This window comes from Streptomyces sp. NPDC054883, assembly GCF_053610645.1.
In genome coordinates this window covers 65369-88775 of record NZ_JBSGYT010000032.1, presented here as the reverse complement: position 1 = coordinate 88775, position 23407 = coordinate 65369, and the positions used below count along the sequence as shown (strand labels likewise).

Below are 23407 nucleotides of genomic sequence, written 5' to 3'. Positions count from 1 at the left end.
ACGTCGTCCAGCGTCGCCACCTGGTAACCGTCCATCGCCGCCTGCAGCGCGCAGATCGGGTCGATCTCCGTGACGATCACCCGCGCACCCTGACCACGCAGCGACTCCGCACAGCCCTTGCCGACATCACCGTAACCGCACACCACGGCGACCTTTCCGCCGATCAGCACGTCCGTCGCCCGGTTGATGCCGTCGATCAGCGAGTGCCGGCAACCGTACTTGTTGTCGAACTTCGACTTCGTCACCGCGTCGTTCACGTTGATCGCCGGGAAGAGCAGGGTGCCCTCGGCCATCATCTCGTAGAGGCGGTGGACCCCGGTGGTGGTCTCCTCGGTCACGCCGCGGATCTCGGACGCGAGCTGCGTCCACTTCTGCGGGGACTCGCCGAGGGTGCGGTTGAGCAGGGTGAGGATGTGGGCGTACTCCTCGGAGTCGGCCGTCGCCGGGTCCGGGGCCGCGCCGGCCTTCTCGAACTCGACGCCCTTGTGCACGAGCAGGGTGGCGTCACCACCGTCGTCGAGGATCATGTTCGGGCCGCCGGTGGGGGTGTTCGGCCAGGTCAGGGCCTGCTCCGTGCACCACCAGTACTCCTCCAGCGTCTCGCCCTTCCAGGCGAAGACGGGAACGCCCTGCGGGTTCTCCGGGGTGCCGTTCGGGCCGACGGCGATGGCGGCGGCCGCGTGGTCCTGGGTGGAGAAGATGTTGCAGGAGGCCCAGCGGACGTCGGCGCCGAGGGCGACGAGGGTCTCGATCAGGACGGCGGTCTGCACGGTCATGTGCAGGGAGCCGGTGATCCGGGCGCCGGCCAGGGGCCTGCTCGCCGCGTACTCCTTGCGGATCGACATCAGACCCGGCATCTCGTGCTCGGCCAGGGTGATCTCCTTGCGGCCGAACGCGGCAAGGGACAGGTCTGCGACCTTGAAGTCCATGGGTGCTGCTCCTCATGGTTCGAGAGGGTGGGTACGGCTGGGCCGTGCGCTGGCGCACCAGAGCACTGAGCACAGTCCGTCGGGGGCCCTCTCTCCCCTCGGCCGGTCACGAGGACCGCCCGACCGCCATCAGCAGCGACGCCTGACACTGATGACGAATCTACCCGATCAGTGCCCTGGACCGCAGGGGGACGGTGGACGAACCGAAGTCCGGACCGCGTCCTTCCGGGCCGCTGGGGCCCGGAGGACGCGGTGGTGGCCGGAGGCGGTGCCGGTGGCCGGGTGTCAGCGGCCGGTGCCCACGGCGGGACCGGGGTCCTTCGGCGCGGCTTCGGCCTGGTAGATGTCCGGCTCCAGGTAGATCACCCGGGCGATCGGGACGGCCTCGCGGATACGGGCTTCGGCGGCGTCGATGGCCCGGGCCACTTCGGTGGCCGTCTCGTCGTGCCGGACGGCGATCTTGGCGGCGACCAGCAGTTCCTCGGGGCCCAGGTGCAGGGTGCGCATGTGGATGACGCGGGTGACGGTGTTCCCGTCGACCGCGGCGGCCAGGATCTGCTCCACCTGCTCGGGGCCCGCCGCCTCGCCGAGCAGCAGGGACTTGGTCTCGGCGGCCAGCACGAGGGCGATGGCGATCAGCAGGATGCCGATGCAGAGGGTGCCGATGCCGTCCCAGATGCCGTTGTCGGTGGCGAGGGCGAGGCCGACGCCGCCCAGGGCCAGGACGAGGCCCACCAGGGCGCCGGCGTCTTCGAGCAGGACGACGGGGAGTTCGGGGGCCTTGGCCCGCTTGATGAACTGGCCCCAGGTCTGCGAGCCGCGCAGCTCGTTCGATTCCTTGATCGCCGTCCTGAAGGAGAAGCCCTCCGCGACGATCGCGAAGACGAGCACACCGATCGGCCAGTACCAGGCCTCGATCTGGTGCGGCTCCTTGATCTTTTCGTAGCCCTCGTAGATGGCGAACATGCCACCGACGGTGAACAGGACGATGGAGACCAGGAAGGCGTAGATGTAGCGTTCCCGCCCGTAACCGAAGGGGTGTTGGGGCGTGGCTTCGCGCTGGGCCTTCTTGCCGCCGAGGAGCAGCAGCCCCTGGTTGCCGGAGTCCGCCAGCGAGTGGACGCTTTCCGCGAGCATCGACGACGAGCCGCTGAAGACGAACGCCACGAACTTGGCTGCAGCGATGGCGAGGTTCGCGGCGAGTGCCGCCACGATCGCCCTGGTACCGCCCGACGCGCTCATGGGTGCAGGATGTCCCTTCCTCGGTGCGGCCCTCCCGGCCGGGGCGCCGCGCTACGGCGGCACATTGTTGCAGCAGCCGCCCGTAGGGACGGTACGTCAGATGACGACGGTGGCGCGGAAGACGGTACCGGCCCCGGACAGCACGGCGCTCTCGCCCGCCGGGACGAAGACGGACTCGCCCGGGGCCAGGGTGAGTTCACCGGCGCGCGGCCGTCCGGCGGTGCAGAGCAGGATCTGCGGGGCGGTGTCCGGGAGGGTGCGGGGGGCGGCGCCGGGGGCCAGGACGTGGCGGGAGAGCCGGAACTCGTCGATGGGGGTCTCGTAGACCTCCTCGCCGTCGTCCTCCGGACGCAGGACGCCGGGTTCGCCGGGTTCGAAGACGACGACCTTGAGCAGTTCGGGGACGTCGACGTGCTTGGGGGTGAGCCCGCAGCGCAGCACGTTGTCGGAGTTGGCCATGATCTCGACGCCGAGGCCGTCGAGGTAGGCGTGCGGGATGCCGGCGCCGAGGAACATGGCTTCGCCGGGCTGGAGGCGTACGTGGTTGAGGAGCATGGCCGCGATGACGCCGGGGTCGCCGGGGTAGTGGTGGACGAGTCCGGCGTACGGGGCGTAGGGGCCGCCGAGGCGCTCGGCGGCGGCCGCGGCGTCGGCGACCGTACGGGCCATCTCGGCGCGGTCGGCGGTGAGGACGGCGGTGAGCACCTCGCGCAGGGCCGCGTCGACGGGGTGGGCGCGCAGCAGGTCGACGTAGGGCTTGAGGGAGTCGACGCCGAGGCCTTCGAGCAGGTCGGCGGCCTCCAGCGGCGGGCGGAAGCCGCACAGGCCGTCGAAGTGGGTGAGGGCGCAGACCAGTTCGGGCTTGTGGTTGGCGTCCTTGTAGTTGCGGTGCCCCGCGGCGGCGGGGACGCCGCGGCGCTCCTCGTCCGCGTAGCCCGCCCTGGCCTGCTCCAGGTCGGGGTGGACCTGGAGGGAGAGCGGGGCCCCGGCCGCGAGGATCTTGAGGAGGAAGGGCAGGCGGGGGCCGAACTTGGCCACGGCGGCGGCGCCGAGCTCGCCCTCGGGGTCTGCGGCGATGACGTCCGCGAGGGTGGTCTCCCCGGCGCCCCGGTCGAGACGGGAGGGGGCGCCGGGGTGGGCGCCCATCCACATCTCGGCCTGCGGCTCCCCGCTGGGCTCCACGCCGAGGAGTGCGGGGATCGCGGTGGTGGATCCCCAGGCGTAGGGGCGGATCGGGTTCGTGAGGCGGTCCATCGTCGTCTTCCTGGAGGTGGATCTGGTGGTGCGGAGGTGCCGGTGGCTGCCTCAGCCGTGTGCCCTGGAGGCCAGTGCGAGGTAGGCGGTGGCGAAGTCCGTGACGGCGAGGAGTTCGGCGAGCTGTTCCAGCTCGCCGCCTTCCTCCGGTTCGAGTTCGCTGATGGCCGTGTCGTGGCTGAGGGCGAGTTCGCGGGCGGCGGGGGCGGCGCTGAGGCCGCCGGTGGGCCGGTCGCGCAGCAGGACGACGCGGGCGTGCAGGGCCTGGGGTTCTTCGACGCGGTCGCGGAAGAAGTCGTCGGGGTCGGCGCCGGCGGCGAAGGCCCCGGCGAGCAGTACGCCGTGGGCGGGCAGCGCCTCGGGGAGTTCGGCGGACAGCGCGGGGCGGCCGGCGAGTTCGGCGAGGGTGGCGGCGAAGCGGCGTCCTGCCGGGCCGGCTCCGGCGCCCTCGCTCCAGATCAGCGGGAGCGAGTCGGCGAGTTCGGTCGCGAGGGTCTTGGCCGGGTTGGAGTACGTGGCGATCGCGGGCCCGCAGCGTTCGGCGGTGCGGTCGAGCCGGTCGGCGACGAGCTGGAGCGAGCGGGGGGCGGCGTCGATGAGGCCGACCCTGTCGAGCAGCACCAGCAGCGGGGTGAGCAGGGCCCACAGGGCTCCGGGGCCGGCGGCGGCCGACTCGTCGTACTCCTGGTACGGGGCCTTGGCCATCGGTACGAGGACTCCGTGCGCGCCGTCCACGGCCTCGCTCAGCGGGGACCGCTCGGGGGCGACGGCCACGACGGTGCAGCCGCGCCGGTAGGCCTGCTCGGCGAGGACGGCGAGGCCGGGCTCGGTGCCGTCGGTGGTGGCGATGAGCAGCAGGTCCACGGGGCCGGCCCAGCCGGGCAGCGTCCAGCGCAGTGCCCCGGCGGCGTGCGCGACGCCGGTCGGGTGCAGGCGGGCGACGGGGGCGGAGGCTCCGGCGAGCGCGCCGAGCAGGTCGGCGACGCCGGTCGCGGCGGTGCCGGGGCCGGCGATCAGTACGGCGCGGGGGCGGCCTTCGGGCCGCAGGTCGCCGAGGCCGGCCTCGGTGGCGTGCCGGGCGGCGGTGCGGACGCGGGCCCCGGCTTCGGCGGCGCCGCGCAGGAGGCCCCGGCGGTCGGCGCGGGCGAGTTCCTCCGCTGCGTCGAGGATGGACTCGTCGAGCATGGCGGCCTCCGGCGGGGTTGACGGCGTCTGCGGTCTGCGCGGGGTGTCGTGGTCGGGCGGAGCGGCGTGCTGTTCAGGCGGGCCGGCGGGCCTCGTCCACGAGGAGGACCGGGATGCCGTCGCGGACCGGGTAGGCGAGACCGCAGTCCTGGCCGGTGCAGATCAGCTCGGGGGCGTCCGCGTCGGCCGACTTGTCCTCCAGGGGCGAGTGGCAGGCGGGGCAGGCGAGGATCTCCAGAAGGCCGGCTTCGAGCGGCATGGTGCGCTTCCCTTCGAACATGCGGTTTGGGCGAGGTCAGCGTACCGCCGGGCCGCTTGGATCGCGGCCCGGCGGTGACGGTGACACAGGGGGTGCCGGTGGTGTTACGCGCGGACCAGGGCGAGGACTTCGTCGCGGACCTTGGCGAGGGTGGCCAGGTCGCGGGCCTCGACGTTGAGGCGCAGCAGCGGCTCGGTGTTGGAGGGGCGCAGGTTGAACCACCAGTCGGCGGCGGTGACGGTCAGTCCGTCGAGTGCGTCGACGCTGACGCCGTCCCCGGAGGCGTAGGCGTCCTTGACGGCGGCGGTGCGGCCGGCCTGGTCGGCGACGGTGGAGTTGATCTCGCCCGAGCCGACGTAGCGGTCGTAGGAGGACACCAGGTCGGAGAGGGAGCCCTGCTGCCCGCCCAGGGCCGCCAGCACGTGCAGCGCGGCGAGCATGCCGGTGTCCGCGTTCCAGAAGTCCTTGAAGTAGTAGTGCGCCGAGTGCTCACCGCCGAAGATCGCGCCCGAGGCGGCCATCTCCTGCTTGATGAAGGAGTGGCCGACGCGGGTGCGCACCGGGGTGCCGCCGTTCTCCTTGACGACCTCCGGGACCGACCAGGAGGTGATCAGGTTGTGGATCACGACGCCGCTGCCGCCGTTGCGGGCCAGCTCGCGGGCCGCGACCAGCGCGGTGATCGCCGACGGGGACACGCCCTCGCCGCGCTCGTCGACGACGAAGCAGCGGTCGGCGTCGCCGTCGAAGGCCAGGCCCAGGTCGGCGCCCTCGGCCTTCACCCGGGCCTGGAGGTCCACGATGTTCTTCGGGTCCAGGGGGTTGGCCTCGTGGTTCGGGAAGGTGCCGTCCAGCTCGAAGTACATCGGGACCAGCTCCAGCGGCAGGCCCTCGAACACCGTCGGGACGGTGTGGCCGCCCATGCCGTTGCCCGCGTCCACGACCACCTTCAGCGGGCGGATGCCCCGCAGGTCCACCAGCGACTTGAGGTGCTCGGCGTACCCGGCGAGGGTGTCCTGCTCGGTGACGGTGCCGGGCGTGGTGCCGGCCGGGATCGCCGGGGCGCCCTCGTCCGACCACTTCTCCGCCAGCTCGCGGATGGTGGCCAGCCCCGTGTCCTGGCCCACCGGGGCGGCGCCCGCCCGGCACAGCTTGATGCCGTTGTACTGGGCCGGGTTGTGCGAGGCGGTGAACATCGCGCCGGGCAGGTCCAGCTTGCCCGACGCGTAGTACAGCTGGTCGGTCGAGCACAGCCCGATCAGCGTGACGTCGACCCCGCGGGCCGCGGCGCCGCGGGCGAAGGCCGCGGACAGGCGCGGCGAGGACGGGCGCATGTCGTGACCCACCACGATCGCCGAAGCCCCGGTCACCTCGACGAAAGCAGCACCGAACAGTTCGGCCAGCGGCTCGTCCCACTCGTCCGGCACGACGCCCCGTACGTCGTACGCCTTGACGATGTTCGAAAGATCTGCGGCCACTGCCTGCCCTCCTGAAGGATCTGTGCGGTGGAGCAAACCTACCCCGAACGGAGGACCGCGTTTCGGGCGAGGAGGGTGGCGGGCAGCCGTCAGGATTCCGGCGAGCGCAGGACGCGCAGGTGTCCGCGGCGGGTTTCGCCGGAGCTCTGGGGTCCGGGTACGGACTTGCCGGCGTCGGCGGCGCGGTCGTGCGGACGGGCGGCTTCGCGTACGGCGTTGGCCAGGGCTTCGAGGTCGTCGCCGCTGGGGCGCGAAGGGGGACCGCCGTCCGTCAGGCGTACGACTTCCCAGCCCCTGGGGGCGGTCAGGCGCTCGGAGTGCTCGGCGCACAGGTCGTAACAGTGTGGTTCGGCGTAGGTGGCGAGCGGGCCGAGAACTGCGGTCGAGTCGGCGTAGACGTACGTCAGTGTGGCGACGGCAGGGCGGCCGCACGCGGTGCGCGAACAGCGACGTACAAGGCTCACGACGTTGGACGGTACCGCACTCTTGACCGGGCCGCGACGACTCCGCCGTCGGCCAGCCGGCCGTGTCGCCCCGAACGGGCCGCAACCTTGGCCGGATTGTTCGCGGTACGACATCGGTCCGTGACCGGGCCGGGCCCCTGCCGGGCGGCCGGGTGAGGGCTACCCTGCGGGGGTGACGGACAGCCCGCTGACTCCCCCGAGCCCTCCTGGCCCCTCCTCCGCCGGCCCCCCTCCCCCTCCCCCCGAGCCGCGGTCGCGCCGGCGCGACCGGCACGGGCGGGGCATGCGGGGTCCGGTGGCGCCCCCTCAGGTTCCGCTGGCGGCGAGCCGGTCGGAGCTCTTCGGCGACCTGGTCCGGGATTCGGTGGAGCGGCTGGAGCGGCGGTGGCCGCAGCTGGCCGAGGTGGAGTTCGTGGTCGCGGACGTCCCGGGGCCGCCGGGCGGCCCGGAGGGCGGCTGGAACGACGAGGCCGTGCCGCTCGGCGGGCTGACGGAGGCGGCCGAGGGCCGGCCGGCCCGGATCGTGGTGTTCCGGCGGCCGGTGGAGATCCGCGCGAAGTCGCGGGACGAGCGGGCGCTGCTCGTCCACGAGATCGTGGTGGAGCAGGTGGCGGAACTGCTGGGGCTCTCCCCGGAGATCGTGGACCCGCGCTACGGCCAGGACTGACCTCCCCGGACTCCCCGGACCTACCGCACGAGGACCTTCAGGTCTTGCGACGGCTTCGGTACCGCCACCGTCGAGTGGTCGTCCGAGAACGGCTGGACGGTGAACATCGGAACGCCGTCCTGCGGCAGGGTCAGGGTCCGGGAGGCGTGCACCGGGCCGCCGGACAGTGTCTCGACCGTCAGGGAGTACGCCCCCTTGGCGCCGGTCGGGGCCGGGGGCGGGGAGAGGGCCTGGGTGGTGCCCGCCTTGACGGTGAGTTCCCGGACGGCCGGCTGGCCGCCCTCGGTGCCCGGTGAGGCCGTGACGCGCACCTTCGCGTCGGCGCCGACCGCCGTGAGGGCCAGGACGGTCGCCTTGTCGTCGGTGCGGTTGTCCGCGACCGTCGCCCGCGCGCCGACCGGTGAGGTCGCCGGGAGGAAGCCCAGCTCCTGCTTCGTACCGCTGCCGCGCACCACCCGTACCGCCGCGACGACCGGTACGGGCTTCTTCGGGTCCGCGGGGGTCAGCAGCAGCGAGCCCGCCTCGCCGCGGGTCAGGTCCTTGAGGTCCACGCTCGCCGTCATGCCCGCCTTGACGTGCAGCTGCTCGTTGCCGGCCGGGGTGATGGCGCCGCCCGCTCCGGCGAGGCGCAGCTTCACGTCGGCGTCGTCCCCGCCGGGTGCGTAGGCGACCAGCCGTACGGAGGTGGCGTCGGCCGGGATGCCCGGCAGGACCAGGGATCCGGCCGGGTCGGTGGAGGCGGGCAGCCAGTCGGCGCCGACGCCGTCCTCGGAGATCTGCGCGGAGGCACCGACCCGTCCCGAGCCGGTCGTGACGTGGGCGGTGACGTCGGCCACCTGGGTGTCGGGGACGAGGGGCGAGAGCAGGACGCGGGCGGTGGAGTGCGGGTCGACCTTGAAGACGCGGTCGGGGGTGCCCGGCTTGTCCTTGAGCAGCCCGTCGGGGCCGTAGAGCTTGATGTCGACCTCGGCGACGGTGTCGTCGGGGTTGGTGAGGTGGATGTAGTCCTGGCGGCCCTTCGCGGTGCTGACGCCGGGGAACCAGAAGTCGGTGCCGGGTGCGGTGCAGCCGACCCCGAGGAGGCCCCGGGCCTGGCCGACGGCCACCTTCGTGGTCTGCTGGGCGGTCCAGCCGGGTGCCAGGTTCCCGGCGGCGGTGCCGGTCAGGGCGGGTGCCTCGGCGCCGGAGGCGGTGGCGCCGACGGGCTTGCCGGGCTCCCTCGGTTCCAGGACGGTCTTGCCGTCCTTGGCCGAGAGCCGGGCCGAGCCCTTGCCGCCCGCCGTGCCGGGGGTGATCGAGGTGTACGTGGTCTCGGCGATGTCGGAGGAACTGGGCGCGGGGCACACCAGTACGGACTGCTCCACCGGCATCCGGGACCCGGCCGTCTTCGCGCCACCGTCGGGGGCGGCCGCCGGGGCGGTGAGGGAGGCGATGCCGGTGACGGCGGCGAGTGCCGCCGCGACGGCCGCCAGCGTGAGGGGGGCGCGCTGCTTCACTGCTGGGGGCTCCCGTCCGGACGCGGGTCGTGCTGTCCGTAGGTGTACGGCGGTTCCTGCTGCGGCTGTTGCTGCCGGTACGGGTCGTACGGCTGCTGGGGATACGGGTACGGCTCGGGGTACGGCTGCTGCCGTTGCTGTTCGTACGGGTAGGCCTGGTAGGCGTACGTCCCCTCCCCGGCCGCCGCGTCCCCGTACTGCTGCTCCGGGTGGCCCTGGCCGCCGTACCCCTCGGCGTAGCCCTGCTCGGCGTACCCCTGGTGTCCGTACGCGGGCTGCGCCGGGATCTGCGCGTACGGGTCGGCGGCGACGGCGGCTTCGGCGGCTGCCGGTGCTTCCGCCTCGGCCTCGGCTCCGGCGCGCAGCCGGCGCGCACGGCGGCCCTCGCCCGGGCCGGACTGCTCCGGGACCGCGGCCGCCTCCTCCGGGAGGTCGTCGTCGAGCCGGGCCCGGCGGCCCGGGAGGGCGAGTACGAGGAGCAGCAGGGCGAGCAGGCCCTGCGCCCAGTGCCAGGCGTCCCGGGCGAGGGAGTCCTGGTAGGCGAGGTCCAGGCGGCCGCCCGTGGCGGGCAGTTCGAAGCCCTGCGCCCAGCCGTCCAGGGTCCTGGGCTTGAGGGGCTTGCCGTCGAGCGTGGCCCGCCAGCCGGGGGCGGCCCGGTCGGCGATCCGCAGCGTCCGGCCCTCGTCCCCGGCCGGGATCTTGGTGTGGGCCTCCACCGGCTCCGCCTCGACGGGGATGGGTGCCTGGCCCTGCTTGCCGGGGACGATGACGGCGCGGGCGAGGGCGCGTTCGACCTCCCAGACGGCGGTGCCGTCGTCCTGGCGGTTGGACTTGAGGCCGGGGGTGGCGTCGAGGACCTGCCGGAACTGCCGGGGCCCGTCGGGCGGGAGGACGATGTAGCGGATGGCGAAGCCGCCCAGCTGGGCGCTCTGGTCGGCGCCGGAGCCGGAGACCAGGCTGGACACCACCTTCGCGAGGCGGGGTTCGGCGCCCGCTTCGGCGAGGAGTTCGGCGTCACCGAGCCGGGCGCCGGGACCGCGGACCAGGGCGTAGGACACCGTGGCGGGGGAAGCGCCGCCGAGCACCAGGGTGCGGCTGCGGTTGCTGTCGTCGGCCTGCGCGGCGACGAAGGCGGGGAGCTGGACGGGGTCGCGCCGCCGGAGGGGTCCGTCGGCGCCCGAGACCATCCAGCCGGCGGCGCAGAGCAGGGGCCCGGCGGCGGCGCCGAGCGCGATGAGGGCGGCCAGGGGCTGGCGCCAGCCGAAGCTGCGGGCGGCCACGCGCTCCTTGGCGCCGTCCGCGCCGACCACGGCGGCCGCCAGCAGGGCGAGGCCGTACACGAGGGTGGCGGGGCCGGCCCAGGCGCTGCGGTTGAGGAGGACGGCGAGCAGCAGGGCGGTCAGGGCTGTGGTCCAGGCGGCGCGGACGGCGAACCGCCGGTCGGCGCGCAGCAGGGCGGCGAGGGCGGCGAGTACGACGCCGAGCAGCAGGGCGGCGCCGGTGGTGCCGGGGCCGCCGGGACCGGCACCGAGCAGGTCGAGGGCGGTGGCGGAGCCGGATCCGTAGGGCAGGCCGGCCTCGCGCAGGAAGCGGTCGGGGTGGGTGAGCAGGCCCAGGGACCAGGGGGCGAGGGCGAGGAGCGGTACGGCGAGGACGGCGAGGAGTTTGAGCGCGTACGCCGCGCGGCGGGCGGGGCGGGTGAGGAGCGCGGCGACGCCTAGGACCGCGGCCAGCGGCCAGACGACGGGGGTGAAGGCCGAGGCCAGGGTCAGCAGCAGGGTGGTGGTCCACACCGCGCGCCAGCCGCCGTCGGGGGATCCGGCGGCCGCGCCGAGGCCGAAGGCGGTAGCGGCGGAGCGGGCGATGAGCGGGAGCAGGACGGCGAGGACGGCGGTGCCGAGCCGGCCGCCGGCGAGCGCTCCGGTCACGGCCGGCAGGAAGGCGTAGGCGATGGCGGCCCAGGCGCGCAGCAGCCGGGATTCGACGAGCGGGCGGGAGGCGAAGTAGGCGGTCAGTCCGGCGAGCGGCACCGAGCAGACGAGCAGCAGGGTGAGGGCGGCCTGGGCGGAGCCGAACAGCAGGGCGGCGACGGCGCCGAGGACGGCGAGGTAGGGCGGGGCTCCGGCGGTGGTCCCGGCGGCGACGGGCTGCCAGTCGGAGGTGTAGGCGCGCCACAGGTCGAGGCCCCGGTCGGGGGCGGGCAGCAGGGCGCCGCCCATGAGGGAGCCGCCGAAGAGCAGGGCGCGGCAGGCGATGAGGGAGACGAGCAGGAGGAGGGCGAACAGCACGGGGGCGGGTTTGCGGGCGACCCGCTTGAGCCGTCCGAACTGTTCGATCTCCAGGTAGTCGGCGTCTTCGGATCCCGGTTCCAGGGGGCCGGCGGCGCCGTGCCGGCTGGCCCCGCCGGGGTCGCTGCCGCCGTCCGCGCCGAAGTACCCGGCGAGTTGTTCGGTGTTGGCGCGCAGGGTGGAGCCGGGCGGCGGGAAGAGCGGGCGCAGCTCGGCGGCGGGGACGGCGGGGCGGCGGCGGGCCTTGCGCGCGCCGAGGATCCGGCCGGGGCGGAGCAGGGTGGCGAGCAGGCCGGTGAACTCGTCGACGGCTTGGCCGGGGGCCTTGCCGATGAGGTAGCCGAGGGTGCGCAGCAGGGTGCCGGTGATCAGCCGCAGGAGTACGTAGGGCAGGGCACGGCCGGAGGAGTTGGCCAGCACGGTGTAGACGGCGCCGGCCTTGTCGACGCGGTGGGGGCTGACGGCGGAGCGGCCGGCGCAGTCGACGGTGCGGCGCTCGCGGGCGGCGGCCTCGGCGTGCCGCATGACGGCGTCGGGGGCGACGAGGACGGTGTGGCCGGCGCTGTGGGCGCGCCAGCAGAGGTCGACGTCGTCACGCATGAGCGGGAGGCGGCGGTCGAAGCCGCCGAGGGCGTCGTAGACGTCGCGGCGCACGAGCATGCCGGCGGTGGAGACGGACAGCACGGGGCGGATCTGGTCGTGCTGGCCCTGGTCCTGTTCGCGCCGGTCCAGGCCGGTCCAGCGGCGGCCGCTGCGGGCGATGGTGACGCCGGCTTCGAGGAGCTGCTTCTTGTCGTACCAGCCGCGGAGTTTGGGGCCGATGACGGCGGCGTCGGGGTTCTCCTCGGCGACGCGCAGCAGTTCGGTGAGGGCGTCGGGTTCGGGGGCGCTGTCGTCGTGCAGCAGCCACAGCCACTGGACGGGTTCGCCGTGGGGGAGTTCGGGGAGGTCGTAGGCGTCGTCCTGCCAGGTCCGGCTGACGGGGTCCCAGCCGCTGGGGCGCTTGAGGTACGGCAGGTCCTCGGGGGCCGGCACGCCGGCGGTGCGGGCGGCTTCGTCGACGGCGGTGCCGAATCCGGTGCGGCGGGCCAGGTGGAGGACGTTGTCGGGGCCGAGCGCTTCGGCGAGCAGGCCGGCGGAGTCGTCGGAGCTGCCGGTGTCGGCGGCGACGTACCGCTGTGCGGGGCGTTCCTGGGCGAGGAGGCCGGCGAGGGTGCGGGGCAGCCAGCGGGCGCCGTCGTGGGCGACGAGGACGGCGGTGACGACGTGCCGGGGGAACTCCGGGGTGCCGGCCGCCTGCTGGGAGGCCGTCGAACTGCTGTGCAGGGACATCGCGGTACGGGCCCTCCGACCGTGGGGTTCCCCCGGGACGGGTCCTGGGGGAGGTCCGGGGGTGGTGTGCCCTCGGAGGCTGCTGGACAGCGCCACACTAACGGCTTGGAACGCACCGGTCCGCCTCCTGCGGGGAAGGTGCGGGAGGCGGACCGTTGGCTTGGTTCGCTATGTGGTCGGGTGTGTCCGTCCGTGCCTGGGGCAAGGTCAGACCGCTGCCTTTTTCAGCCGCCGGCGCTCGCGCTCGGAGAGGCCGCCCCAGATGCCGAATCGCTCGTCGTTGGCGAGGGCGTACTCAAGGCATTCGGAGCGGACCTCGCAGGCGAGGCAGACCTTCTTGGCTTCGCGGGTGGAGCCGCCCTTCTCGGGAAAGAAGGATTCGGGGTCGGTCTGGGCGCACAGAGCGCGCTCCTGCCATCCGAGCTCCTCGTCCGCCTCCTCGACCAGCAGTTCCTGAAACAGCTCGGTCATGTGCGCCCCTCGCTCTGTCTGTGCGTCCCCGTGGTGTTGCCGTTACTGATCGCTACGTAACGACACGAGTGAAATTACAAGTGCGTGGCTCCGGAGCAGTCAAGCCGGGGTCTGCTATTGGGCCCCTTATTCACTCTGCGGAACCAAGCGAATGCCGTAAGTGTTCATATCGCCAAAAATCGTGACACCTGCCACAGGTGTCCCGAAGCTCCCGCCTTCACCCCTTGCCCACGCGCCACTCGGGGGTGTGGTTGCGATCCGGCCGAAGATGCGGCGCGGATCACATTCCGGTCACGAGTCACGGGATGAGGTTTGAGGCCAGCCGGAAGGGCCATACCCAGCGCCACTTGCCCTGGTCGGGAGTGCACAAACCTTTCTCCGCGCGCAGTAACCGGATGAGGTGAACCTTTTCGACCATTGTGGACATTGGGTTGACAGTCCGGCCCCCGGCCCGTTCTCCTTGTACGCATGTCAGCGCGCGCAGCCGTCACCAGGACCCCCATTCGTGGGTTCCTGTGCGCTGCCCAGGTTCGCTGTCGCTGTTGCAGCTGTTGATGCCCCGGGAGCCCCGGCTCCTCCGGGCAACCGGCCAACCCCCAGCGACCGCCAGCACGACTGACATCCGTCGAGGACTCCCCCGATGAACAGCACCCCGCAGACCAGCGCCCCGCAGACCGCCGCCCCCGCCGTGGTCGAGAGCGACCTCCAGATCGCCGGCGACATCCTCTCCGTACCGCACCTGCTCCAGCCCGCCCGCGAACACCCGGTCACCGTCGCCGAGTTCGTGGGCCTCGCCCGCTCCATCGCCGCGGACCGCACCCAGTGGGAGCACCTGGTCGAGTACGACGCCACCACCCGCTGGTACCACCGCCTGCGCACCGGCCCCGGCTACGAGGTGTGGCTGCTGAGCTGGGTACCCGGCCAGGGCAGCGGCCGGCACGACCACGGCGCCTCCTCGGGCGTCCTGACCGTGCTGGAGGGCGAGCTCACCGAGCACGGCCCGCGCGGCCCGCTCACCCTCGCCGCCGGCGCCCAGCGCGTCTTCGCCCCCGGGTACGCCCACGAGGTCGTCAACGACGCCCTCGACGGCGCGGTCAGCCTGCACGTCTACTTCCCCGGCCTGACCCGGATGCCCATGCACGGCTGCTCCCCGGCCCGCCCCGAGGCCCTCTCCGTCTGACCGGCCGCCTCCGGGCGGCGGGGGCCTGACAGACTGCGCTGCATGCGCATTGTTGTTCTGGCCGGCGGTATCGGCGGCGCCCGTTTCCTGCGCGGACTGAAGTCCGCCGTCCCCGAAGCGGACATCACGGTCATCGGCAACACCGGTGACGACATTCACCTGTTCGGGCTCAAGGTGTGCCCCGATCTGGACACGGTGATGTACACCCTCGGCGGTGGCATCAACGAGGACCAGGGCTGGGGCCGCACCGACGAGTCCTTCACCGTCAAGGAGGAACTCGCGGCCTACGGGGTCGGGCCGGCCTGGTTCGGCCTCGGCGACCGCGACTTCGCGACCCACATCGTCCGTACGCAGATGCTCGGTGCGGGCTACCCGCTCAGCGCCGTCACCGAGGCCCTCTGCGACCGCTGGCAGCCCGGCGTACGGCTGCTGCCCATGTCCGACGACCGGGTCGAGACGCACGTCGCGCTGACCGACCCCGAGACCGGCGAGCGCAGGGTCGTCCACTTCCAGGAGTACTGGGTCCGCATGCGCGCCTCGGTCGACGCGGAGGCCGTGGTGCCGGTCGGCGCCGAGCAGGCCAAGCCCGCGCCCGGGGTGCTGGAGGCCATCGCCGCCGCCGACGTGATCCTCTTCCCGCCGTCCAACCCCGTCGTGTCGGTGGGGACCATCCTCGCCGTGCCCGGCATCCGCGAGGCCGTGGCCGCCGCCGGTGCGCCGGTCGTCGGCCTCTCCCCCATCGTCGGGGGCGCCCCCGTGCGCGGGATGGCGGACAAGGTGCTGGCCGCGGTCGGGGTCGAGTCCACCGCCGCCGCGGTCGCCCTGCACTACGGGGCCGGGCTGCTGGACGGCTGGCTCGTCGACACCGCCGACGCGGACGCCGTGGCGGAGGTGGAGGCCGCCGGGATCAGCTGCCGCGCGGTGCCGCTGATGATGACCGGCACCGCGGCCACGGCCGAGATGGCGCGGGCCGCGCTGGACCTGGCGGAGGCCTCCCGGTGACTGCCCCCGCGTTCGAGGTGCGCGCCGTGCCCGGGATCCCGGAGGTCCGGCCCGGCGACGACCTCGCCCGGCTGATCGCCGCCGCGGCGCCAGGGCTGCGGGACGGCGACGTCCTGCTGGTCACCTCGAAGATCGTGTCCAAGGCGGAGGGCCGGATCGTCCGGGCGGGGTCGCGCGAGGAGGCGATAGACGCCGAGACGGTCCGGGTCGTCGCCCGCCGGGGCGCCTTGCGGATCGTCGAGGACCGGCGCGGGCTGGTCATGGCGGCCGCCGGCGTGGACGCCTCGAACACCGAGCCCGGCACGGTGCTGCTCCTCCCCGAGGACCCGGACGCCTCGGCGGCCGCGATCCGGCAGGGGCTGCGGGAGGCGCTCGCGGTGGACGTCGGCGTCATCGTGACGGACACCTTCGGGCGGCCCTGGCGCAACGGGCTGACGGACGTGGCCATCGGCGCGGCCGGGGTGCGCGTACTGGACGACCTGCGGGGCGGCCGCGACGCGCACGGCAACCCGCTGAGCGCGACGGTCGTCGCCACGGCGGACGAGCTCGCCGCGGCCGGCGATCTGGTCAAGGGCAAGGCGGCCGGGCTGCCGGTGGCCGTCGTACGCGGGCTGCCCCACCTGCTGGGCGAGGGGTCCTCGGCGGCGGACCTGGTCCGGGCGGCGGGCGACGACATGTTCCGGCTCGGCACCTCGGAGGCGGTACGGGAGGCCGTGACGCAGCGCCGCACGGTGCGGGCCTTCACGGACGCGCCGGTGGACCCGGGCGCGGTCCGCCGGGCGGTGGCGGCGGCGGTGACGGCCCCGGCGCCGCACCACACGACGCCGTGGCGGTTCGTGCTGCTGGAGTCGGCCGCGGCGCGGCTGGAACTGCTCGACGCGATGCGGGACGCGTGGGTCGAGGACCTGCGGCGGGACGGGAAGTCCGAGGAGTCCATCACCAAGCGGGTGCGGCGCGGGGACGTGCTGCGGGGCGCCCCGTACCTGGTCGTGCCGTGCATGGTGACGGACGGGGCGCACGACTACGGGCACGCGCGGCGGGACGCGGCCGAGCGCGAGATGTTCGTGGTCGCGATGGGCGCGGGCGTGCAGAACTTCCTGGTCGCGCTGGCCGGGGAGCGGCTGGGCTCGGCGTGGGTGTCCTCGACGATGTTCTGCCGGGACGTGGTGCGCAAGGTGCTGACGCTGCCCGACGGGTGGGACCCGATGGGGGCGGTGGCGGTGGGCCACCCGGCGGCGGCCCCGGCGGAGCGGCCGGCGCGGGCGGCGGAGGCCTTCATCGAGGTCCGCTGAACGGAGCCCCTAGAACTTGCCGATGTCCGTGCGGTACATGCGCGGGGCCCGGCGCGGCGGGGCGTGGCCGGCGAGGAGGACGAGCCGGGCGGCGCGGTGGCGCTGGCCCGCGTACGGGGCGAGGAGCTCCAGCATGACCGCGTCGTCGGCGTCCCGGTCCCCGGCGAGGGCGTAGCCGATGATGCCGGGCAGGTGGAGGTCACCGGTGGTGACCGCGTCGGGGGTGCCGTTGCTGCGCTGGAGGGTCTCGGCGGAGGTCCAGGGGCCGATGCCGGGGACGGCCTCCAGCCGGCGCGCGGCCGCGAGGGGTTCCATGGCCGCCGCCTCCTCCAGCCGGTTCGCGACGCGGGCGGCGCGCAGGATGGTGGCGGAGCGCTTCATGTCGACGCCGGCCTTGTGCCAGTCCCAGGAGGGGATGAGGGTCCAGGTCCGGGCGGAGGGCATCACGTACAGGTCCTGGCGCGGGCCGGGGGCGGGCTCGCCGTACTGGCGGACCAGTCGGCGCCAGGCGCGGTAGGCCTCGTCGGCGGTGACCTTCTGCTCCAGCACGGTCGGGATGAGGGATTCCAGCACCAGACCGGTGCGGGTCAGGCGCAGGCCGGGGCGGCGGCGGTGGCTGGTGTGCACGAGGCGGTGGCGGGGGACGAAGGCGGTGGGGTCGTCGTCGGCGCCGAGCAGGGCGGGGAGGGTGTCGAGGGCCCAGGCCGCGCCGGGGCCCCAGGCCTCGGCGTGGACATCGTGGGCGGCGGCGGCCACGCGGAGGGTGGCGGGACCGTCGGGGGTGCGGCTGGTCTTCCAGACGGAGCCGTCGGGGGTGGTGCGGAAGGTGGGATCGGCGGGGCCGCGGCGCAGGGGGCCGAGGGTGAGGCCGAGGTCGACGGGGCCGGGCGGGGCCCAGACCCGGCTCTGCGCGCCGGCTCCGGCGCGGCGGCCGGGGCCTGCGGGCACGCCGGTGCGGCCGCCGCGGGCTGCGGTGGGGGTGAGGGGTTCGAAGCGGCCGGCCACGGCCTGAGCCTATCCCGGGGGCGGGACTCCCGGCCCCGGCCCGGCGCGGGACCCCGGGCGGGGCGGGTGCGGCGCCGTGGCGCGAGCCGCCCCGGCTGCGCCGGGCTTTCCGGGGCTCCGCCCCGCGGCCCGCGCCTCAAACGCCGGCGAGGCTGAATTGGCTCCGCCGGCGGAGCCGAGTCGTCAGCGGCCCTGGAGCCTGGCCGAGGCGGTGCGGGTGGGGGGGAGTTGGTTGTAGAGGAGGCGGCCCGGGCATTCGGTGGCGAAGCCGTCGCGATGGCCCGAGATGACGTTCATCCGGACCTTGGTGCCCTTCTCGTACCGGTTGCCGCCGCCCGAGGTGAGGGTGGTCTTCGCCCGCGGGTCCGCGCCGAAGAGGCCGAGCTTCCACGCCGTGAGGCCGGCCACCGCCCTCACCGCCGCCGCCGGCGGGGCGGTGGAGGTGAAGGTGCCGATCACCGCGACGCCCATGCTGTTCGTGTTGAAGCCCATGGTGTGCGCGCCGAGCACCGGCTTGGCGACTCCGCCGGCGCGGCCCTCGTACACCGTGCCGCACTTGTCGACGGCGAAGTTGTAGCCGATGTCGCGCCACCCCTCGCTGAGCACGTGGTAGCGGTACAGGCTGCGCAGCACCGACGGGGCTTCGTTGCAGGCGTAGTTGTTGCCGGAGGCGGTGTGGTGGACGAAGGCCGCCTTCACGGTGCTCGTGTACACGAAGCCGGACTCGCGCAGGCTCTCGTCCGCGCCCCATCCCTTGCGGGTGACGATCCGGGGCCGCGGCCCGATGTAGGGGCGGGCGGCGGCGCTGAGACTGCCGTCGCTCGCGGCGGTCGCGTCGGCGGTGGAGTCGGCCTTGTTCAGCGCGGTGATCTCGTCGGCGCCGAGCGCGGCCAGCGGAACGTTCGCGGAGGAGGACTCCGCCATCTCCATGGTCATGCCGGGGGCCAGTTCCGCGTCCCCCTTGTCGTCGTCGCGGGGGGCCGCCGCGGCCCGGCCGGGGGTCCTGCCGGGGTTCTTGCCGTCGGCGGCCTCCGTACGGGTCTGCGTGCCGGGGTCGACCAGTTCGAGCCGCATGCCCGCGGGCAGCGGGGCGGGAGCCCGGGTACCCGGTTCGGCCCGGACCCGGACCTCGACGCCGTCCGACTCGCCGACCCACAGCGGGGCGGTGCTGCCGCGGACGCGTCCGGAGCCGCGTTCGGCCGCGTCGGGATCGGCCGCGTGCTCGCCGTTGTGGGTATCGACGTCCTGCCAGTCGGACCAGGCAGCCGTCCGGGTGGAGCGGGTGCGGACCTGGACCCGGCCGACGAGGCGGGTGTCCGCGTCGTCCCAGACGACGCCGACCAGCGAGAACCTCTTGACCTCACGTGGAGTCAGGCCGCGGGTCTCGGGCAGGCGCGGGGATGCGCTCATGCCGGGGACGCCGGGGGTGCGGTCCGCCGCCGGTCCCAGGGGGACCAGCGGCAGCGACTGGGTGGACCCGGCTGGGTTCACGGGGACGGCCGCGCCTCGGGGCGCGGCCGCCAGGGCCGGAGTGGTGAGCGCGAGCGGCATGGCCAGTGCGGCGGCCGTCGCGACGCCGATCGAGGAAGCAAGGAATCCACGCATGGAAAAGATGCTGGGCACGCGCTCGGCGAACCGCCATCGGAGAGCTGACGCCCCGTCCGGTGAACCACGGGTACCCCTCCCCCGTACGGGGTAGCCGGGGGCCGCCGGACGGCGGAGGCCGGCGCGTACGCTGTGGCGGGTGAACGCCACTGACCGCACCCCTGCCGACCTGCTGCGATCCGCGCTCGCCGCCGATCCGGGCCGCCCCCTCGTCACCTTCTACGACGACGCCACGGGCGAGCGCGTCGAATTGTCCGTCGCCACTTTCGCCAATTGGGTGGCCAAGACCGCCAACCTGCTCCAGGGCGACCTGGGCGCCGAGCCCGGGACCCGGCTCGCGCTGCTGCTCCCGGCGCACTGGCAGAGCGCGGTGTGGCTGCTCGCCTGCGCCTCCGTCGGCGTCGTCGCCGAGGTGGGCGGCGACCCGGTCGCGGCCGATGTGGTGGTGAGCGGGCCGGACGGCCTGGCGGAGGCCGCCGCCTGTACCGGCGAGCGGGTGGCGCTGGCGCTGCGCCCGCTGGGCGGGCGCTTCCCGCAGCCGCCGGCCGGGTTCGCGGACTACGCGGTGGAGGTGCCGGGGCAGGGCGACCGGTTCGCGCCCTTCCAGCCCGTCGACGCGGATGCCCCCGGGCTGGTGGTCGGCGGGGAGCAGCTGTCGTACGCCCAGGTCGTCGCGCGCGCCCGGGAGGACGCGGCGCGGCGGGGCCTGGGTGAGGGCTCACGGGTGCTGTCCGGGCTGGGCTACGACACCTGGGAAGGGCTTTCGGCGGGACTGTACGCCGCGCTCGCCTCGGGCGGCTCGGTGGTGCTGTGCCGGAACCTGGACCGGCTGCCGGAGGCCGGGCTGGCGCAGCGGGTGGAGAGCGAGCGGGTCACCCACACCGCCTGACCGCCGGGAGCCCCGTAGGGCCCCAGCTGCCGCCGTTTATCACCCGTACGGCCCTTTACAAGGCCCTGCCCCCGGGCCGTCCCGGCCGCCCGGGGGCAGGATCGGCACAGGCCGCACCGACCCGTGCGGCCGACCGGTACGGGTGAGGGGACGGTGCGGAAGTGCGGGCCAGCGCGGGCATACCAGGCGGCACCGGAGCGGCCGGAGGCTTTCCCAGGCCTCCGCGCGGCCGCCGGCGCCGTCTGCTGCGCTGGGTCGCGCTCGGGCTGGCGCTGCTGGTGCTGGCCGGGGCCGCCGCGGGCTGGTGGCTGTACCGGAAGCTGGAGGGCAACATCCGGGAGGACACCTCCGCCGCCGCCGAGCTGGAGCGGTACGGGCGCGAGCGTCCGCTGCACCTCGCCGACGGCGCGCAGAACATCCTGATCATCGGCTCGGACACCCGTTCCGGCAAGGACAACGCCCCCTACGGCCAGGACAAGGGCACGCAGCGCTCGGACACCGCGATCCTGCTGCACCTGCCGGCGGACCGGAAGAGCGCGACGGCCGTGTCGATACCGCGGGACCTGGTGACGGACATCCCGGGCTGCCTGACGGCGGACGGAAACCGCACCGAGGAGCAGCGGGCGCAGTTCAACTGGGCCTACCAGTGGGGCGGGGCCGCCTGCACGATCCGTACGGTGGAGAAGCTCTCCGGGATCAGGATCGACCACCACATGGTGCTGGACTTCGGCGGCTTCAAGAAGATGGTCGACGCGGTGGGCGGGGTCGAGATCTGCCTCAAGCAGCCGATGGACGACCCCGAGGCGAAGCTGCGGCTGCCGGCCGGCCGGCAGCTGCTGCACGGCGAGCAGGCGCTCGGTTTCGTGCGCGCCCGCTACAGCCTGGGCAACGGCAGCGACACCGAACGGATGCAGCGCCAGCAGCAGTTCCTCGGCGCCCTGGTGCAGAAGGTGCAGAGCAACGGGGTGTTGCTGAACCCGGGGCGGCTCTACCCGCTGCTGGACGCGGCGACGTCCTCGGTGACCACCGACCCGGCGCTGGCCTCGCTGCGCGGGCTGTACGAACTCGTGCGCGGGGTGCGGAACGTACCCACTGACCAGGTCAGGTTCCTCACGGTGCCGCGCCGGCCGTACGCCGCCGACCCGAACCGGGACGAACTCGTCGAACCGGACGCGACCCGGCTGTTCCTCCAACTGCGCGCGGACCAGCCGCTGACGGTCACCCCGCCCTCGCCCACGGCCCAGCAGCCCCCGGCGGGGCCGTCCCCGACGGACGGGCCCCGGAGCGGCTTTCCCTGGCTCAAGGGAACCGGTGCGCCCCCCTCACCCGTCCCCACTTTCACCGGCACCACGGCGGACGCCGCGGACTGCCGGTAAAGCAATCCAAAAAGCCCACGGTCCAGCAGGGTCGGTTGGGCGTTTTGGGCTGTTATGCGGAGGGTGGGTTTTGCCACCGCCATGGTTTGAGGTCGACATGGCCGGATAAGGTGAGCGATCCGGTGCCCAGGCCGCTAAGGACGCCGGGCACCAGCAGCCGGACGTTGACCGTGCGCCTTGGGGGAGGCGCGTCGCGAGGCACCGACGGAGGATTCGAGCAACCGTGGATGCGCAAAGCCGTGGGCGGGCGGACGAGATCGACCCCGCTGACCAGTGGGTTCTCAACCCTCGTACCGGCAACTACGAACTGCGACTGGGCAATTCCGCTGAGCAGCGGCCGTCCGTCGCCGCCCCCCGCAGAGCGCGCACCTCGCGCACCGCTGCCCCCGCCACCTCCCCCGCGGCCCCGGCGGTGCCGGGGCCGCGACGCGGCGACGCACCCCCCGGGGGCGGCGGGCGGCGGCCCGGGCGCTCCCGCAGAAGCGGCGGCGGCGGGAAGCGTCCGTTCCGGGGCCGGAAGGCCCTGGTCATCGGCGGCGGGACCCTCGCGTTCGTCCTCGTCGCAGGCTCGTTGGGCGCGTACCTGTACTACGAGCACCTCAACAGCAACCTGAACGTCATCGACACGGGTTCCGCGGGCACGGGCGGCTTCAAGAAGGACCAGCCCATCAACATCCTGGTCATCGGCACCGACAAGCGCAGTGGCGAGGGCAACGAGGGCTACGGGGACCCGAACAGCGTCGGCCACGCGGACACCACCATCCTGTTCCACGTCTCCAAGGACCGCAGCAACGCGACGGCGCTGTCCATCCCGCGCGACCTGATCACCACCATTCCGGTGTGCCCGACGAAGCAGCCGGACGGCTCCGTCAAGAACGTTCCCGGCCAGCGCGCGACCCGGTTCAACGAGAGCCTGGGCCAGGAAGGCCGCGACCCGGGCTGCACGATGCGCACGGTCCAGCAGATCACCGGGATCCAGGTCGACCACTTCATGATGGTCGACTTCAACGCGGTGAAGAACCTGAGCACGGCCGTCGGCGGCGTCCCGGTCTGCGTGGAGAAGGCCGTCCACGACAAGGACTCCAAACTCGACCTCCCGGCGGGCGAGAGCCGGCTGCAGGGCGAGCAGGCCCTGGCCTTCGTACGCACCCGGCACGCCTTCGGCAACGAGAGCGACCTGGACCGCATCAAGACGCAGCAGCAGTTCCTCGGTTCGATGATGCGCGAGATGAAGTCCAAGGAGACGCTGACCAGTCCGAAGAAGTTTCTCTCCCTCGCCGAGGCGGCCACCAAGTCGCTGAGCGTGGACCAGGGCATAGGGTCCATCGGGCAGCTCACCGCGCTGGCGGGCGAGCTGAAGAGCATGAACCTCAAGAACATCACCTTCACGACGCTGCCGGTGGTCGACAACCCGAACGATCCCCAGGGCAAGCACATCACCGTCGTGCTGAACCCCTCGCAGGCCGATCCGCTGCTGCGGATGATCCGGGGCGACGTCTCGCTCACCGAGGTCGAGCAGAAGGAACAGGCGGCGAAGCAGGACGCCAAGAACAAGGAGGACGCGCAGCTCCAGGGCAACCGTGCGCCCGCGACGGACGTCCGGGTGAACGTCCTCAACGGAGGCGGCCCCGCCGGTTCGGCGTCCACCACCTTGACCTGGCTGCAGAACACCAAGGGCGTGGGCAAGGCCAGCAACCTCGGGAACGCCCCGGTGAAGACCGACACCACGCAGCTGGAGTACGCGCCCAACCAGGCCGACCAGGCCCGGGCGCTGGCGGACATGATGGGGCTCGCCGGTTCGGCACTCAAGGTGGGCCCGGCCGACGCCGCGCCGCGCACGCCGATGAAGTTGACGCTCGGCGCCGACTTCAAGGAGCCGGGCGTCCCGATCTCGGGCCCCGTACCGGAACAGGCGCCCGAGGGGCTCCAGCGGGTAGAGGCCGACAAGGCGATCTGCGCCAAGTAGCGGACGCCAGGGGGCGGCCCGGGGGCGGCG

The 23407-nt window shown here is 73.8% G+C and carries 19 protein-coding genes; 7 read left to right on the top strand and 12 right to left on the bottom strand.

The annotated features are described in order from the left end of the window. The 7 genes from ACWGH1_RS23105 to ACWGH1_RS23075 form a co-directional block, all read right to left on the bottom strand. Positions 1–929 (bottom strand): adenosylhomocysteinase (locus ACWGH1_RS23105; RefSeq protein ID WP_453357845.1); only part of this gene is annotated, 929 nt, incomplete at its 3' end. Between the two features lie 285 nt (positions 930–1214). After that, on the bottom strand, positions 1215–2171 hold the full coding sequence (locus tag ACWGH1_RS23100) for a cation diffusion facilitator family transporter (RefSeq protein WP_453356726.1): 957 nt from the start codon (positions 2169–2171) through the stop codon (positions 1215–1217). A gap of 96 nt (positions 2172–2267) precedes the next feature. Further along, positions 2268–3425, bottom strand: coding sequence for a mannose-6-phosphate isomerase, class I (gene manA / locus ACWGH1_RS23095; protein ID WP_453356727.1), 1158 nt, complete (start codon positions 3423–3425; stop codon positions 2268–2270). Positions 3426–3476: 51 nt separating this feature from the next. Continuing rightward, a complete protein-coding gene (locus ACWGH1_RS23090) occupies positions 3477–4610 on the bottom strand; it encodes an SIS domain-containing protein (RefSeq protein WP_453356728.1) in 1134 nt (377 codons plus the stop codon). 73 nt (positions 4611–4683) lie between these two features. Continuing rightward, positions 4684–4869 carry a Trm112 family protein gene (locus ACWGH1_RS23085; RefSeq protein WP_136217718.1) on the bottom strand — a complete coding sequence of 62 codons (186 nt, stop codon included), beginning with the start codon at positions 4867–4869 and terminating at the stop codon, positions 4684–4686. 104 nt (positions 4870–4973) lie between these two features. Further along, the gene (locus ACWGH1_RS23080; protein WP_453357451.1) at positions 4974–6344 is read right to left on the bottom strand and encodes a phosphomannomutase/phosphoglucomutase; all 1371 of its coding nucleotides are present in this window, start codon (positions 6342–6344) and stop codon (positions 4974–4976) included. An 89-nt stretch (positions 6345–6433) separates the two neighbouring features. Beyond that, positions 6434–6808 (bottom strand): DUF3499 domain-containing protein, encoded by a 375-nt coding sequence (locus ACWGH1_RS23075; RefSeq protein ID WP_453357450.1) that lies wholly within the window; start codon positions 6806–6808, stop codon positions 6434–6436. 172 nt (positions 6809–6980) lie between these two features. Between ACWGH1_RS23075 and ACWGH1_RS23070 the strand changes: the two genes are divergently transcribed. Then, positions 6981–7475: a metallopeptidase family protein gene (locus tag ACWGH1_RS23070; RefSeq protein WP_453408970.1), complete on the top strand. Its 495-nt coding sequence runs from the start codon at positions 6981–6983 to the stop codon at positions 7473–7475. A 20-nt stretch (positions 7476–7495) separates the two neighbouring features. On the opposite strand, the gene ACWGH1_RS23065 is transcribed toward ACWGH1_RS23070, so the two are convergent. The 3 genes from ACWGH1_RS23065 to ACWGH1_RS23055 form a co-directional block, all read right to left on the bottom strand. After that, positions 7496–8971 (bottom strand): DUF5719 family protein, encoded by a 1476-nt coding sequence (locus ACWGH1_RS23065; RefSeq protein WP_453357007.1) that lies wholly within the window; start codon positions 8969–8971, stop codon positions 7496–7498. Next, entirely contained in the window at positions 8968–12591 is a 3624-nt protein-coding gene (locus tag ACWGH1_RS23060; RefSeq protein ID WP_453408969.1) for a glycosyltransferase family 2 protein, read from the bottom strand. The genes ACWGH1_RS23065 and ACWGH1_RS23060 overlap by 4 nt, the downstream gene beginning before the upstream one ends. A gap of 207 nt (positions 12592–12798) precedes the next feature. Continuing rightward, on the bottom strand, positions 12799–13062 hold the full coding sequence (locus ACWGH1_RS23055; RefSeq protein ID WP_003983763.1) for a WhiB family transcriptional regulator: 264 nt from the start codon (positions 13060–13062) through the stop codon (positions 12799–12801). A 640-nt stretch (positions 13063–13702) separates the two neighbouring features. Here ACWGH1_RS23055 and ACWGH1_RS23050 point away from each other — a divergent pair. The 3 genes from ACWGH1_RS23050 to ACWGH1_RS23040 are packed head-to-tail and all read left to right on the top strand — an operon-like array spanning position 13703 to position 16536. Next, a complete protein-coding gene (locus ACWGH1_RS23050) occupies positions 13703–14242 on the top strand; it encodes a cysteine dioxygenase (RefSeq protein ID WP_453354966.1) in 540 nt (179 codons plus the stop codon). A gap of 42 nt (positions 14243–14284) precedes the next feature. Next, positions 14285–15244, top strand: coding sequence for a 2-phospho-L-lactate transferase (gene cofD / locus ACWGH1_RS23045; protein ID WP_453354967.1), 960 nt, complete (start codon positions 14285–14287; stop codon positions 15242–15244). Then, positions 15241–16536 carry a coenzyme F420-0:L-glutamate ligase gene (locus tag ACWGH1_RS23040; RefSeq protein WP_453354968.1) on the top strand — a complete coding sequence of 432 codons (1296 nt, stop codon included), beginning with the start codon at positions 15241–15243 and terminating at the stop codon, positions 16534–16536. Before cofD ends, ACWGH1_RS23040 begins: the two co-directional genes overlap by 4 nt. Before the next feature lie 9 nt (positions 16537–16545). Here the strand turns inward: ACWGH1_RS23040 and ACWGH1_RS23035 are convergent, their stop codons facing one another. Then, on the bottom strand, positions 16546–17541 hold the full coding sequence (locus tag ACWGH1_RS23035) for a DNA-3-methyladenine glycosylase family protein (protein ID WP_453408968.1): 996 nt from the start codon (positions 17539–17541) through the stop codon (positions 16546–16548). A gap of 183 nt (positions 17542–17724) precedes the next feature. Then, complete coding sequence (locus ACWGH1_RS23030) at positions 17725–19146, bottom strand: peptidoglycan recognition protein family protein (protein WP_453408967.1); 1422 nt, start codon at positions 19144–19146, stop codon at positions 17725–17727. Positions 19147–19285: 139 nt separating this feature from the next. Here ACWGH1_RS23030 and ACWGH1_RS23025 point away from each other — a divergent pair, with 139 nt between their 5' ends. The 3 genes from ACWGH1_RS23025 to ACWGH1_RS23015 all read left to right on the top strand — a co-directional run bounded on the left by ACWGH1_RS23025 (position 19286) and on the right by ACWGH1_RS23015 (position 23377). Further along, positions 19286–20035, top strand: a complete 750-nt coding sequence (locus ACWGH1_RS23025; RefSeq protein ID WP_453357209.1) for a TIGR03089 family protein — start codon at positions 19286–19288, stop codon at positions 20033–20035. Between the two features lie 161 nt (positions 20036–20196). Next, positions 20197–21411 carry an LCP family protein gene (locus ACWGH1_RS23020; protein ID WP_453357208.1) on the top strand — a complete coding sequence of 405 codons (1215 nt, stop codon included), beginning with the start codon at positions 20197–20199 and terminating at the stop codon, positions 21409–21411. A 223-nt stretch (positions 21412–21634) separates the two neighbouring features. Then, positions 21635–23377: an LCP family protein gene (locus tag ACWGH1_RS23015; protein WP_453408966.1), complete on the top strand. Its 1743-nt coding sequence runs from the start codon at positions 21635–21637 to the stop codon at positions 23375–23377. The last annotated feature ends 30 nt before the right edge of the window (positions 23378–23407 follow it).

Bases quoted from the DNA above. Each gene is read 5' to 3' on its own strand.
- ACWGH1_RS23100 (WP_453356726.1), bottom strand. From the start codon at position 2,171: ATGAGCGCGTCGGGCGGTACCAGGGCGATCGTGGCGGCACTCGCCGCG.
- manA (WP_453356727.1), bottom strand. From the start codon at position 3,425: ATGGACCGCCTCACGAACCCGATCCGCCCCTACGCCTGGGGATCCACC.
- ACWGH1_RS23090 (WP_453356728.1), bottom strand. From the start codon at position 4,610: ATGCTCGACGAGTCCATCCTCGACGCAGCGGAGGAACTCGCCCGCGCC.
- ACWGH1_RS23085 (WP_136217718.1), bottom strand. From the start codon at position 4,869: ATGCCGCTCGAAGCCGGCCTTCTGGAGATCCTCGCCTGCCCCGCCTGC.
- ACWGH1_RS23060 (WP_453408969.1), bottom strand. From the start codon at position 12,591: ATGTCCCTGCACAGCAGTTCGACGGCCTCCCAGCAGGCGGCCGGCACC.
- ACWGH1_RS23055 (WP_003983763.1), bottom strand. From the start codon at position 13,062: ATGACCGAGCTGTTTCAGGAACTGCTGGTCGAGGAGGCGGACGAGGAG.
- ACWGH1_RS23050 (WP_453354966.1), top strand. From the start codon at position 13,703: ATGAACAGCACCCCGCAGACCAGCGCCCCGCAGACCGCCGCCCCCGCC.
- cofD (WP_453354967.1), top strand. From the start codon at position 14,285: ATGCGCATTGTTGTTCTGGCCGGCGGTATCGGCGGCGCCCGTTTCCTG.
- ACWGH1_RS23030 (WP_453408967.1), bottom strand. From the start codon at position 19,146: ATGCGTGGATTCCTTGCTTCCTCGATCGGCGTCGCGACGGCCGCCGCA.